This window comes from Limnospira sp. (assembly GCF_051859755.1).
Classification (GTDB): Bacteria; Cyanobacteriota; Cyanobacteriia; order Cyanobacteriales; family Microcoleaceae; genus Limnospira; species Limnospira fusiformis.
In genome coordinates this window covers 6,418-20,386 of sequence record NZ_JBIMLI010000096.1, presented here as the reverse complement: position 1 = coordinate 20,386, position 13,969 = coordinate 6,418, and the positions used below count along the sequence as shown (strand labels likewise).

General features: G+C 44.8%; 11 protein-coding genes and 1 pseudogene. 9 read left to right on the top strand and 3 right to left on the bottom strand.

The window, feature by feature from the left end:
• From ACTIE0_RS16090 to ACTIE0_RS16075, 4 genes and pseudogenes are all read left to right on the top strand, one after another.
• Nucleotides 1-66 (top strand): annotated as a pseudogene (locus tag ACTIE0_RS16090) (zinc ribbon domain-containing protein); the annotation flags it as partial.
• Between the two features lie 60 nt (nucleotides 67-126).
• A complete protein-coding gene (gene petB, locus ACTIE0_RS16085; RefSeq protein ID WP_006616443.1) occupies nucleotides 127-795 on the top strand; it encodes a cytochrome b6 in 669 nt (222 codons plus the stop codon).
• A 129-nt stretch (nucleotides 796-924) separates the two neighbouring features.
• Entirely contained in the window at nucleotides 925-1,407 is a 483-nt protein-coding gene (gene petD / locus ACTIE0_RS16080) for a cytochrome b6-f complex subunit IV (protein ID WP_006625735.1), read from the top strand.
• 45 nt (nucleotides 1,408-1,452) lie between these two features.
• Nucleotides 1,453-4,002, top strand: a complete 2,550-nt coding sequence (locus tag ACTIE0_RS16075) for a glycosyltransferase family 39 protein (protein WP_006669162.1) — start codon at nucleotides 1,453-1,455, stop codon at nucleotides 4,000-4,002.
• A 310-nt stretch (nucleotides 4,003-4,312) separates the two neighbouring features.
• Here ACTIE0_RS16075 and ACTIE0_RS16070 read toward each other — a convergent pair whose 3' ends face one another.
• Nucleotides 4,313-5,047: an NUDIX hydrolase gene (locus tag ACTIE0_RS16070; RefSeq protein ID WP_006625733.1), complete on the bottom strand. Its 735-nt coding sequence runs from the start codon at nucleotides 5,045-5,047 to the stop codon at nucleotides 4,313-4,315.
• Between the two features lie 2 nt (nucleotides 5,048-5,049).
• Complete coding sequence (locus ACTIE0_RS16065; RefSeq protein ID WP_006625732.1) at nucleotides 5,050-5,634, bottom strand: nicotinate-nucleotide adenylyltransferase; 585 nt, start codon at nucleotides 5,632-5,634, stop codon at nucleotides 5,050-5,052.
• A gap of 127 nt (nucleotides 5,635-5,761) precedes the next feature.
• On the opposite strand from ACTIE0_RS16065, the gene ACTIE0_RS16060 reads away from it, so the two are divergent.
• The 3 genes from ACTIE0_RS16060 (at nucleotide 5,762) to ACTIE0_RS16050 (ending at nucleotide 10,243) form a co-directional block, all read left to right on the top strand.
• The gene (locus ACTIE0_RS16060) at nucleotides 5,762-6,712 is read left to right on the top strand and encodes an ABC transporter ATP-binding protein (protein WP_006625731.1); all 951 of its coding nucleotides are present in this window, start codon (nucleotides 5,762-5,764) and stop codon (nucleotides 6,710-6,712) included.
• A 42-nt stretch (nucleotides 6,713-6,754) separates the two neighbouring features.
• The gene (locus ACTIE0_RS16055; protein ID WP_006669163.1) at nucleotides 6,755-8,344 is read left to right on the top strand and encodes a hypothetical protein; all 1,590 of its coding nucleotides are present in this window, start codon (nucleotides 6,755-6,757) and stop codon (nucleotides 8,342-8,344) included.
• A gap of 174 nt (nucleotides 8,345-8,518) precedes the next feature.
• The gene (locus tag ACTIE0_RS16050; protein WP_006625727.1) at nucleotides 8,519-10,243 is read left to right on the top strand and encodes a potassium channel family protein; all 1,725 of its coding nucleotides are present in this window, start codon (nucleotides 8,519-8,521) and stop codon (nucleotides 10,241-10,243) included.
• Between the two features lie 57 nt (nucleotides 10,244-10,300).
• Here the strand turns inward: ACTIE0_RS16050 and ACTIE0_RS16045 are convergent, their stop codons facing one another.
• Nucleotides 10,301-11,083 carry an amino acid ABC transporter ATP-binding protein gene (locus tag ACTIE0_RS16045; RefSeq protein ID WP_006625726.1) on the bottom strand — a complete coding sequence of 261 codons (783 nt, stop codon included), beginning with the start codon at nucleotides 11,081-11,083 and terminating at the stop codon, nucleotides 10,301-10,303.
• A 158-nt stretch (nucleotides 11,084-11,241) separates the two neighbouring features.
• Here ACTIE0_RS16045 and rplI point away from each other — a divergent pair, with 158 nt between their 5' ends.
• Nucleotides 11,242-11,700: a 50S ribosomal protein L9 gene (rplI, locus tag ACTIE0_RS16040; RefSeq protein WP_006669164.1), complete on the top strand. Its 459-nt coding sequence runs from the start codon at nucleotides 11,242-11,244 to the stop codon at nucleotides 11,698-11,700.
• 92 nt (nucleotides 11,701-11,792) lie between these two features.
• Nucleotides 11,793-13,556 carry a replicative DNA helicase gene (gene dnaB / locus ACTIE0_RS16035; RefSeq protein ID WP_006625724.1) on the top strand — a complete coding sequence of 588 codons (1,764 nt, stop codon included), beginning with the start codon at nucleotides 11,793-11,795 and terminating at the stop codon, nucleotides 13,554-13,556.
• Nucleotides 13,557-13,969 lie beyond the last annotated feature (413 nt).

The window sequence follows — 13,969 nt, the reverse complement described above, 5'->3', positions numbered from 1 at the left end:
GTTACCTTAACGGGTAATAGTGCTATCGTCGCATTGTCCGGGAACAACCGGAAAAATGTCGCGTAAATGTATCAGTTCAGACCTAACAACCAAGGCAGCAATTAATATTTTAGGAATCCTAGCTTCATGTTCTCAAAGGAAATCACCGAATCAAAAACCTACAAGTGGTTTGACGAAAGGCTAGATGTCCAAGCGATATCCGACGACATCACTAGCAAATACGTCCCTCCCCACGTAAATATCTTCTACTGTCTGGGTGGGATCACCCTAGTTTGCTTCTTAATCCAGTTTGCTACTGGGTTTGCGATGACCTTCTATTATAAGCCGACCGTCGCCGAAGCATTTACCTCTGTTCAGTACATCATGACAGAAGTAAGTTTCGGTTGGCTGATTCGCTCTATCCATCGCTGGTCTGCCAGTATGATGGTATTAATGATGATCCTGCACGTTTTCCGGGTTTACCTAACTGGCGGTTTCAAAAAGCCACGGGAACTCACCTGGGTAACAGGGGTAGTTATGGCAGTGATCACAGTTTCCTTTGGCGTAACTGGATATTCTCTTCCCTGGGATCAAATCGGCTATTGGGCGGTTAAAATTGTGTCTGGGGTTCCCGAAGCTATCCCCATTGTAGGTTCAACCATTGTTGAATTGATGCGGGGTGGTGCTGCAGTAGGGCAACCCACTCTCAGCCGTTTCTACAGCCTGCATACCTTCGTTTTACCCTGGTTGATTGCAGTATTCATGTTGCTGCACTTCCTGATGATCCGTAAACAAGGTATTTCAGGACCCCTCTAAAGTCTGCCTAAATCTTAAACCATCAGACGGGAGTAGCTTTTGCTACCCCGATGGTGGCAGAGCCGAATCATAATGGATAATTAGAACATATCCATTTGATCTCAAAATATTAAGGAGAGCGATCTTACCATGTCAGTAATGAAAAAGCCGGATCTCAGTGATCCAGTCTTGAGAGCGAAAATCGCTAAAGGTATGGGCCATAACTACTATGGTGAACCAGCTTGGCCTAATGATCTGCTATATGTTTTCCCGGTAGTTATCGTTGGAACTTTTGCGCTAATCGTTGGTTTGGCAGTCCTTGACCCTGCTATGATGGGAGAACCTGCCGATCCTTTTGCGACTCCCCTGGAAATTCTGCCAGAGTGGTACTTCTGGCCGGTGTTCCAAATTCTGCGGGTAGTCCCCAACAAATTGTTAGGGGTGTTAATGATGGCTTCCATTCCCGTGGGTCTGTTGGTGGTTCCTTTCATTGAAAATGTCAATAAGTTTCAAAACCCCTTCCGTCGTCCTGTAGCTACAGCAATATTCCTATTCGGAACTTTTGTGACCCTGTGGCTGGGTATTGGCGCAACTTTCCCCATTGACAAGTCCTTCACTTTAGGCTTGTTCTAGTATAATTACATCGGAAATCGGGTTTCTTGGGCAATTGGGGCGAAGGTGTCTAATATTGTCTGGGAAACTCGGTTTAATTTTGATCAGGTTCAGAGTTATCGGGAGGGAAAGGTTATCGTTGAAGGGTCAAAAAAAATAACGGGTGCGATCGCCATTAGTATAATCTGGCTAATAGGAGCCATTAGCGATCGCCTTTGGTTTATCTTTGATCGGTCTGTACCAGCCTGGGACCCCGCCTATTACCTAACAGGAAGCCTGATCTACCGCCGCGCCTTCCAAGACCCCCAATGGTTTTCCGGTCAGTGGTGGGATTATATCTGGAACCTGTCAGCCAAAATTCCCCCCCTGGTATATATTCTCACCATTCCCTTTCAAAATATATTCGCTCCTAGTCCAGACACCGCCAACCTAGTACACCTGCTATTCAGTGCTATATTACTGGGGTCTGTTTACTGTATCGGATGCCAACTTTTTAACCGCCAAGTAGCTTTATGGGCGGCGGGTTTATGCTTATTACTCCCCGCATTATATCTATATCGTTTTGAATATCTCCTAGATTATCCGGTCACCGCCAGTGTCGCTTTCAGTTTTTTGCTGCTGACCATGTGGCGCAAATGTGAACAACCGCGTTATCAGTGGTTATGGGCGATCGCTGTAGGAATATCCGTAGGACTCGCATTTTTAGTCAAACAAACCACCGCCCTATTTTTGTTTGTTCCCCTGTTGTGGGTAACGGTGGGAACCCTAAAAAGACGGGACTGGGGAAGGTTTTTTCAAATGGCGATCGCTGGTTTGCTGTCCGTGTTAGTCTTCGGTCCGTGGCTGTCAAATACTTGGCTGTTAATGATCACATCAGTACAACGCGCCACCATATACGCCGCGCGCGCCGAAGGCGATCCACCCTTAACCGACCCAGAAGCCTGGACCTACTATCTAAGTCTCCTCCCCGATCATGTGTCCTGGCCGTTATTATTAGTTCCCATTGTCGGTTTTTTACTTTACCTAATTCGGTGGCGCAGCCTTCCCCCAGACACCCCGAAATCTGGTTTCGCCTGGTTAGCAGTATTTCTGGTGGGGGGATATTTACTCTGTTCCCTCAACCCCAATAAAGACTTCCGCTACAACTTCGCCCTATTACCCATGCTGTCAATTGTATTAGCTTGGGGACTCACACTCTGGCCGAAATGGTGGGGGATGAGAGTACGTTGGGGGACCATGGCTTTAGCCGTGTTGTTAATGATTTTAACTCTGTGGCCGGTGGGGGGAGTTCCCGGTCAACAATTCCGCAGCTTGCTAAGTCCGGGAAATACCCGCCATGCAGAAATAGGCGTTAACTGGCCTCACCCAGAAATTATCTCAACCATTTTGGCAGCCGAACCCTACCTACAGAATACCATCGGGGTTTTGCCTTCCACCGAAAATATCAATCAGCATAATATCGACTACTATGGCGCAATTAAAGATTTTCAGGTTTACGGTCGCCAGGTCGGTATTGCTTATGACGAAGTTTCTCAAGATGCTGGTTCCCTCTGTTGGTTTATCACCAAAACGGGAGATCAGGGTTCTGTCGATCGCATTAAAGAAGCCCAAACCTTGATGGTCACTGCGATCGCCCAAGGTCCTCAGTTCCCAGTTTATCGCAATTGGCTCCTACCAGATGGTAACACTTTAAACCTTCATCGTTGCACCCCCTCACCCGTCGAAGTTTCCCCCCGCGCCGATATTTCCGAGGTGGTGAATTTAGAGGCGGTAATTGTTCCTGAAAGCGCCCCCCCAGGGGTTCCTATTCCCATTACCTACATTTGGTCAGGTCCCCCACAGCAGCTTGAGTCAGGTTTGGTGTTATTGACTTGGACTGCATTAGATGATGACAATAATACCCAATGGTTCCACGATCGCGCCATAGGTTCAGGGCGGCTAGAATTACCAGAAGACACAGCCACAGGGTTCGAGGTAGTTGAACGCATGGCAATGCTACCCCCACCCGATGCTACACCCGGCAATTATACTCTGCAAGCCACCTATTTAAGCCGAGAAACCGGGGAAACCTTAGCGATCGCATCCCCCCCCATTACCCTGACTATTGACCCTAATGCAGCCGCCTTACCCGCCCCAGAATTGGATTTAATTACCCAACTTCAGCAACTAGCCCTCAAACTTCCCCAGGGTATACAGGGACTGGAGGTGATTTTTAATGAAATTCGTCGCATTAACCAATATGATCCAGTTCAGGACTATACCAAACAGGCTCAAAAAACCCTAGCCTATAGGTTAAACCAAGAACCCGATAATTTAAACCTAGCATATAGCCTAGCTTTAGCTTCCGTGTTAGAACAGGATGTAAATGGAGCGATCGCCGCTTTAGAAACAGTCACCAAACTCGATCCTAATAACCCCTTCGCCCATGCTTATCTCGCCTTTGTACACCTATATAATTTTAACGCCAGAGCAGCCGAAATCGCCCTACAACCAGCCTTAGCATTAAATCCTGAACAACCAGAGTTTTTAGTATTACGGGGGGTTTCTGCCCTCTTACAAGGGCGCTTTCTGCAAGCAAAACAGGACTTACAAGCATTAAGTTTAATTAATAATTAATAATTAATAATTAATAATTAATAATTGTAGGGGCGGGTTCTGTTGTCAATTCTCCATCCCCACGACCATCTTAATAAACCCGCCCTATGGTTCAGCTTAGAAACCAGGTTTCTTTGAGAAACCGGGTTTCTTGACCTGTGGGGGGAGAAACCCGGCTCTAATTGTTAATTATTAATTATTAATTATTAATTTCTCCATCCCCACAACCATCTTAATAAACCCGCCCTATGGTTTCTTGACCTGTGGGGGGAGAAACCCGGCTCTAATTATTAATTATTAATTATTAATTATTAATTGTTAATTTAGCGCACTAAACAAAAACTAAAGGTTTATCCTTTAAGGGGCTAAACGCTTCAGCGTCGAAGCGGTAGAGGGTGGCGGGTCGTCCTGCGCCGCGAGAGGTTTTGATACCCGTGTCACACAGAAAGCCTAGCTTGAGTAAACGGGCGCGAAAATTGGAATAGTCCGAGAAACCCTCACCTAAAACTGTTAGATAAAATTGGTATAATTCCCCTAGGGTAAAGAGTTGTGGAAGTACATCAAAAGCCACCGGACTGTATTCTAACTTATTACGCAGGCGACGATATCCATATTCTAAAATCTGATTATGGTCAAATGCTAGAGATGGTACTTCTTGTATGGGATACCAAGCTACCCCCGTTGATTGATTAGGAATTAATTGCGCTTCCTCAAATCTAACTAGGGCAAAATAACTCACAGATAGATAACGGACATTATAACTCCCTGCACTTTCTCGCGGATCGCGATGAGGTCCGCCAAAACTATAAAGCTGTTCTAAATAAAGGTTTTCCACCTTAATTTTTTCATCTAAAATCCGATAAGCCGCATCTTCTAAGGATTCCCCTTGACGCACTAAGGTTCCCGGAAGACTCCAACGATCGCAAAAAGGTTCCTGTTGTCGCATTACCAATAATACCAACAGGCGATGAGCCGCTGTATCAATCGAAAAAATAATATTATCCACTCCCACCTTAAAGTCAGCGAGGGGGTGGCTAGTCGATGGTTGTGGGGAATTTCCTGCCATATTCAGGACTGCTGGCCAGAACTAGATTGATATAAATTTTGGCGCGCGATATAATCAGCCACCGCGCCCGGAATGGGATTAGGATCACCTGCTTGGCGAAAATCAGTGGAGGAAACAGGTAAACCCTGCCAATTGGCGATCGCTACTTTTCCCCCTAACTCTCGCAGTTTCGCCAAATCAGGGTCTTCAATGTCGTAGCCTGGTCGGGGAACCACTAATAAGTTAACCTCACCCAACAGATCATTAATTTTATACCAACGGGGTATCTGTGATACCAAATCTGAGCCGATAACTAGGGTAAAGTCGTCATTAAGCCAAGATTTCCGAGCCCGGTGGACCGTCTCAATCGTGCGGCGACTGCTAAGTTCTGGTTTCAGCAAAATATTAGTTTGGGGTGGATAAATTGAGTTAATCAACACCTCTAGCATAGCTTGTCGATGTTCCAGGGAAGCGCCATGAGACTTAAAAGGGTTATCAGCAGCCCAGACCAACACGCGATCGAATCTCTGACCTAGTTGAGTTAAAATAGACTGGTGGCCTTCTGTGGGAGGATCGGCACTGGTTCCAAACAGGGCAATTTTGCTCATAGATTAATGCTCATCACTGGGTTTATTATCTCTATATGTAGGGAGACTCGCAAGAATAATCAAGATCCTTCCGTAACCACAATTGTAATTATTGTAGTCCCAAATAAGAACTTACAAAATACCCCTTATGGCTAAAGAATTGGCGATTGAAACCCGGGGACTAACCAAACAATTCGACCGTCATATAGCAGTTCATGACCTTGACCTACAGGTGGCGGCGGGGGAAGTTTACGGACTGATTGGCCCTAATGGGGCGGGAAAAACTACCCTACTGCGGATGCTGGCTACTGCAGAAGAACCCTCAACCGGAGAGATTTATATTCACGGAGAAAGGCTATTACGCGATCGCACTAATCCCACTTTAAAGCAGTATATTGGCTATCTCCCTGATGATTTTCCCCTTTATGATGATCTGACAGTTCAGGATTATCTCGACTATTTCGCTGGATTATATTATCTCCGAGAACCTAAGCGATCGCAACGGATTTATGAAGTTTTAGAATTAGTGGACCTTAGCCATAAACGCCATAGCTTAATTGCTACCCTATCTCGGGGAATGAAACAAAGGTTAAGTTTAGGGCGGACAGTAATTCATCAACCCCTCTTGCTGTTACTTGATGAACCTGTTTCTGGGTTAGACCCCATCGCCCGCCAACAGTTTCGCGACATCATTAAAACCCTGCGAGAAGCTGGAATGACAATTCTCATTTCTTCCCATGTTCTCAGCGATTTAGAGGATTTTTGTACCTCGATAGGCATTATGGAACTTGGCTATTTAGTCGAGAGTGCATCTTTAGCCGAACTCTATCAGCGCCTGAGTAATCAACAAATTTTTATTTCCACTCTCGGATCTGTTAATCCCTTAGTTACACATTTGAAAAATTGTGCCAACATAGAAGAGTGGGAAGTAATTCCCGGCAGTCAACAAGTACGGGTGCAGTTTACTGGTGATTTAGAAACCCAGGCCCTTTTATTGCGATCGCTCATAGATGCAGGTTTACCCATTACCCAATTTTATCCCACCCAGGATAATTTAGAATCAATTTTCTTGAAATTGGGACATAAACAGGCATCTTAAAAACGCCCCAAATTAACCACCTATCCTTAACTTGAGGGAATCATGATAATACCTAATTTGATGGCATTTGTAGCTAACTGGAATCCCCAGTTAATTCGAGAACTAAAAGGCAGACTCAAACCTCGCAGTATTACCTTAGTTAGTAGTGTTTCTCTCCTCAGCCAAGCACTGCTGATATTCTTCTTTTCTGCTCAATTACCCACCGAAAAAAGTCCCTATGGGAGATATATCATTGACTCTAAACAGTTCCCCATAGTTATTGAATGGCAAACCTGGTGGAATGATATATTTCTGACCATGAATTGGATTTTACCCATGGCTTTAATGTTGGGTGGCGTGTATATGCTAATTCAAGATTTAGCCCTAGAGGAAAAGCGCGGCACTCTCAATTTTATCCGCCTCAGCCCCCAACCAGGTCGGGATATTTTAGCCGGAAAGCTAATGGGTGTTCCTATTTTACTATACCTAGGACTGGCTTTAGCTTTACCATTGCAGACTATCGTCGCTATTAAAGCACAAATACCCATCGGATTACTGCTATTACAATATGGGGTATTTGCTATTGTCGCCATGAGTTTATTTAGCCTATCCCTGCTATTACCTTTAGTAGGATTTGCCGCCGGGTGGTTATGGACATTAATGGCTGCATTCATAGTGTTTCCCAGCTTACAATTTTTGCAGTTAATCTTTGGTGTAGCTAGATTAGCCAACGAGAACCCAAATGCTTGGCAAGATTTTAATAATCGCTGGGATTTATGGATTAAATGGTTTAATATTCCGGTTAGCTATAATATAGCTGCATGGTATGGGTTTATGAGTCTAACTTTAGTGGTTTTAATGGTGGGAACTTGGCAAGTTTTAAACCGCCGTTTTAGTGACCCCGCTACCACATTACTCAGCAAAAAACAGAGTTATTTAGCAGTATTTAGTCTTAACTTATTTTTGCTAGGGTTTGTCACACCAATCCGGTCTAATTCATGGCAAGAGTTAGGAACATTTTTCCTATATGGGATAATTCCCTTGTGCTTATTGTTGGCGATCGCCGCCTTATCTCCTCAGCGTCAACCCTTGCAAGATTGGGCGCGTTATCGTCGAGAGTCTACCCGTCATCACCTCAAAAATCGCCAATTATTCCAGGATTTATTATGGGCAGAAAAAAGCCCCAATATGTTAGCAGTCTTTGCTAATATCATCATCACAATTGTCATGTGGACTCCCTGGATTTTGACCGCACAATTTCAATTTAATTCTTCCCAATCTCATCAAAATTGGCAGTGGATTTTGGGCTTGGTTTTCCTGGGTGGTTTGATTCTAATTTGTGCAACTGTCGCGCAGTTAGTCCTACTCAAGAAAATCGTCAAACCGCAACTTTGGGCTGTAGGAATTGTTCTCGCGATCGTCTTATTTCCTTTCATTTGCATGGTGCTGATACCAATACAACCCGACCAATATCCCGTGCCATTTTTGCTGTCTTTTGCGCCTTGGGCTAGTTTAGAATCAGCACAATTTATCGACTTTTTCCTAACTATAGCTATCCAATGGACTGCCTTATTCCTGCTGAATGTACAGCTACATAAAAACCTGGTCAAAGCCGGAGAATCTCAATCCAAAGCCCTGCTAACTAACAGATAGATTGACTCAGAGATTTTCTAACTCAGGGTGATTGATAGCGATCGCCCTGTATTTATCTAATCGGCAAACGGTGTTATGGGATACAATTGTCATAATTTGTGGCTGTCATAATGGTGGATTACACACCCGACAGTAGACCTAGACCCTCCCTGGGGAGTCCACAATTTACGAAATATGAAACCTAGAATTATCGTTTGCAACTTAGGACGCACTGGCTACCAAATTTTTCGTCTGTTGAGACAACAAGGAGCTATTGTTGTAGGAGTGAATGAGCAACCCGTAAAAGGTGAAGGGTCAGATGTAGTTGTCGGTAGTTTTCGCGCCGCCTCTACCCTGTTAGCCGCTGGTATTCAAAGCGCCCATACCCTCGTACTGGCTGGTAATGATGATGCTACCAATCTAGCTATTTTAATGCAAGCCAGGATTCTCAATCCTAAAATCAGAATTATTAGCCGTCTGTTTAATACTAATTTAGGACAAAGCCTCGATCGCATTTTACCAGACCATAGTACCATGAGCGTCTCCGCCTTGGCTGCTCCCGTGTTTACCTTTGCGGCTTTGGGGAGTCGTGCTATTGGTCAACTGCGACTATTTAACCAAACCTGGCCAATTCATGAAGAATTTATCGATCCTGAACATTCTTGGGTCGGTAAAAGCCTCCATGATCTCTGGTCTGATCGCGATCGAATGCTGATCTATTACATTCCTAATAATAGCCACTTAGATCTAGTGTCAGCAGTTCTTGAGGGACAAAAACTTGATGTAGGCGATCGCCTAATTATTGCCACTAAACCCAGTATCCGCACCCAGCGTTTCAGCCTCTATCAAAGGGGGATGAAATTCATTAACAGCCTGAAAAAGTTTCAACAGCATGGCAAAAAAGCCCTTTTGATTACCCTGGTTTTAATGCTGACAATTTTCTTGGCGACCCTAACTTATGTAAGCATTAACTTAGATAATTCCCTAGTTGACTCCCTCTATTTTTCAGTAGGAATGATTACCGGGGCTGGGGGTAATGAAAAAGTCGCCGAGAATGCCCCTGATAGCATTAAAATCTTCACCGCCATCATGATGCTAGTAGGTGCTGGGGTAATTGGTATCTGTTACGCCTTACTTAATGACTTTGTACTAGGAACCAGGTTAACTGAATATCTCAACGCTACACGGGTTCCACAACGCAACCATTATATAATCTGTGGTTTGGGTGGCATTGGTGTTCAAATTGCTGAACAACTACACCGCAGCGGCTATGAAGTAGTGGTAATTGATCGCGATCCTAACTGTCGTTTTATCAGTACAGTGCGATCGCTTAGAATACCCTTTGTCGAAGGTGATGCTTCCCTGTCGTCTATCTTAGAAAGCGTCAATGTTCAACAAGCAGAAGTCCTCCTCGCCGTCACCAGTGACGACACCGCCAACCTAGAAATAGCCCTCAGCGCCAGGGCTATAGCACCCCACCTGCGGATGATAGTTCGTAACCAAGACCCTCAATTTGGGCTAATGGTTCAGCAGGTATTTGATTTTGAGACAGTTCTGAGTCCCACAGAAATTGCTGCGCCTGCCTTTGCAGCCGCCGCGATCGGCGGTAGAATTTTAGGCAATGGCATCACCGCTGATAGTCTTTGGGTCGCCCTAGCTACCCTAATCACCGCTAACCATCCCTTTTGCGGACAAAGAGTCAAAGATGTGGCTACCAGAGTGGATTTTGTCCCCCTGTACATCGAAACCAACTCCCAAACTATACATAGCTGGAAATTATTAGACTCCCTGTTAAGTCCCGGAGATGTTCTTTATTTGACCCTTCCCGCGCACCGTCTCCAACAACTTTGGCATCCTCTATCTATTAACCGTCTTCCCGGGAATTTGAGTCCAACCGAAAAAGCCACCAGCGACCCATAGCTTGTCCCTGATGTTCTGCAATATTCTGCTGCTACCTGTTGGAGGTTCCCAACTCTACTATAGAATTTGTGACAAAAATCTCTTAGTCCGTTCTTCTTGAGGATTGTTGAAAAACTCCTCTGGAGTCCCTTCTTCCACCAAGAGACCATCTGACATCAAAACAACGCGATCGGCTACTTCTCGCGCAAATCCCACCTCATGGGTGACACAAACCATCGTCATCCCCTCACTAGCCAAAGTCCGCATTGCATCTAACACTTCCCGCACCATTTCCGGGTCAAGGGCGGACGTAGGTTCATCAAATAACATAATTTTCGGTTGCATAGCTAGGGCGCGGGCGATCGCCACCCGTTGCTGCTGACCCCCAGAAAGCTGACCCGGATATTTTTTCGCCTGTTCCAGAATACCAACCCTTTCCAAAAGCTGCATAGCCACCTCCTCAGCCTTAGCTTTCGGCCATCGCCTCACCCAGATTGGTGCTAGGGTCACATTTTGCAGGATAGTTAAATGGGGGAACAGATTAAACTGTTGGAACACCATTCCCACTTCCCGACGAATTTCCTCAATATTTTTCAAATCATGGGAAAGCGTGATCCCGTCAATCACAATACTCCCTTCCTGAAATTCCTCTAAAGCGTTAAATGTCCGAATAAACGTAGATTTTCCTGAACCACTCGGACCCATGATCACCACTACCTCACCCCGTCTCACCGTTAGGCTGACACCTCGGAGAACATGGAAGTTGTTGCTATACCACTTATGGACATCCTGAGCGATAATGACAGCATCAGAAACGGGGGTTTGCGAGTCTTGGGGCGAACCGGCTTGTGTCTGTGTCATTTTAGGTACAATTGTTAACTGATATTAAATTTTACCGTCGATTATACCTGAAATGTGCCAGGACTGCCCGACACAGATTTTTCCGTTTTCACTTGCGATCGCCCCCTTTATATCGCTAAGATAGAGTGTTTGGGTTAAAACAGTTATGAGGAACCATTATGTCAAAGCGAACTCAAGTCGTTCTCACTAAGGATGTTAGCAAATTAGGACGCGAAGGCGATTTAGTAGAAGTAGCCCCCGGTTATGCGCGCAACTATTTGCTACCCTATAGTTTCGCAGTCCGCGCTACTCCCGGCATTCTCAGACAGGTAGAACGCCGCCGGGAAGAAGAACGTCAACGCTTGATTGAACTTAAACAACAAGCCCAGTCTCGTAAAACCGCCCTGGAAACCATCGGTCGGTTTACCGTTGCTAAACCAGTCGGCGAAAATGAGGCGATCTTTGGAACCGTCACCGATCGCGAACTAGCCGAAGCCATTGAGAAGGCTACAGGTCAAGAAGTAGATCGCCGTGGTATCACCTTACCTGATATTAACAAAATCGGTTTCTATAAGGCTCATATCAAACTCCATCCTGAAGTTACCGCCGAAGTGGAAATCCATGTAGTTGCACCATAGAACTATCCTGGGGCGCAAGCCCGATGCGCCCCCGCTTCCGCTAATTAATAACTGTCAAACCGCCACTATCTACCGTCTACAATGTCCTAATTATGGCTGAGAGTCTGCCGATACCGCCGTTAAGCAACGATCGCAACCCTCCCCAAAATATTGAGGCGGAGGAAGCGATTTTGGGTGGTATACTTCTCGACTCCGAAGCTATTAGTCGCGTCGCCGACATCCTCAAGCCAGAACATTTTGCCATTAGCGCCCATCAAACTATCTATCGGGCTACCCTAACCCTTCATTTACAGGGAAAACCCACAGATTTAATGACCGTTACTACTTGGTTAGCAGATCATAATCAATTAGATGCTGCTGGCGGTCAGATGAAGTTAGGCGAATTAGTCGATCGCACTATCTCCGCTGTTAATATTGACCAGTATTCTTTATTAGTAATAGATAAGTTTTTGCGCCGTAAGTTAATCCAAGCTGGTCAGGAAGTCGCCCAGTTAGGGTATCAGACTAACATGGAATTAGAAAAGGTGTTAGACCAAGCAGAACAGCGGATTTTTGGCGTTACACAAATTAAACCCAAACCCGATTTAGTGTCTATTTCAGAAACCTTAATTGATACCTTTCAGGGAATTGAAGAACGTTCAGAAGGATTAGCCTTACCAGGTATTGAATGCGGGTTTTATGACCTAGATGCCATGACCGGAGGATTTCAACGGTCTGATTTAATTATTGTAGCTGGTCGTCCGTCTATGGGAAAAACCAGTTTTGCTATTTCCGTCGCCCATAGTATTGCCAAAAAGCATAATTTACCAATTGCCGTTTTTAGCCTAGAAATGTCTAAGGAACAGTTAGTTCAGCGACTGTTATCTAGTGAAGCGAGAATTGAAAGTAATCGACTGCGTTCCGGACGTATTAGCCAAGCTGAATGGGAACCCCTTACTCAGGCGATCGGAACTCTATCAGAATTGCCAATTTTTATTGATGATACCCCTAACCTTACAGTTACCGAAATGCGGTCAAAAACTCGCCAGCTACAGTCTCAACAAGGTGGTAATTTGGGGTTAGTTTTAATTGATTATTTGCAGTTAATGGAAGGGGCTAACCCTGATAACCGCGTCCAGGAATTATCTCGCATTACGCGATCGCTTAAAGGTTTAGCCAGAGAACTAAATCTCCCAGTAATTACCCTCTCCCAGTTGAGCCGAGGCGTTGAGTCCCGCACCAATAAACGTCCCATGATGTCCGATTTAAGAGAGTCTGGTTGTTTATCAGGGGATAGTTTAGTAACCTTAGCAGATAGTCGTTTACCAGTTCCCATTCGAGAATTAGTTGGAAAATCTGACTTTTCTGTTGTCGCTATAAATCCAGACACTCATAACTTAGAAAAGGCTACAGTTCAGAGGGTTTTTGCCACCGGGGTTAAGCCCACCTTTGACTTAAAAACTCGTTTAGGATATACCATAACAGCTACTGCTAATCATCAATTTTTTACCCTCACAGGTTGGGAACGTTTAGACAAATTGACTACGGGTTGTCAAATCGCTTGTACCGCCGAAACTAATATTTATTGGGATGAAATTTCCGCCATTGAACCAGCCAGCGAAACCGAAGTATATGATTTAACAGTTCCCAGTTTACATAATTTTGTCGCTAATAATATCATCGTCCACAACTCCATCGAACAGGATGCAGACATGGTAATTATGTTATATCGAGATGATTACTACAACCCAGATTCACCAGATCGCGGTCTGACAGAAATTATTATCACCAAACACCGCAACGGACCTACAGGAACTATCAAGCTACTCTTTGACCCCCAATATACAACCTTCCGTAATCTCGCCAGAGGCAGATAATTCTTACTTTTAATTATTCCCTGTTATCCATTATCCATTATCCTGTAGGGGCGGGTTCCACTGTCAATGAAATATCCCACCAGTAAGATTACTAAACCCGCCCCACCCCACCTGGTTAATAATTAATAATTAATAATTATCAATTATCCATTAATTCGCGGGTGATTGAGGGCGGGTTGATTAATATGGTCGGTGGGTAATCTAATTAACTGTTGAACCCGCCCCTACAACATGATCAATTATCAATTATCCATTAATTCGCGGGTGATTGAGGGCGGGTTGATTAATATGGTCGGTGGGTAATCTAATTAACTGTTGAACCCGCCCCTACAACGTGATCAATTATCAATTATCCATTAATTCGCGGGTGATTGAGGGCGGGTTGATTAATATGGTCGGTGGGTAATCTAATT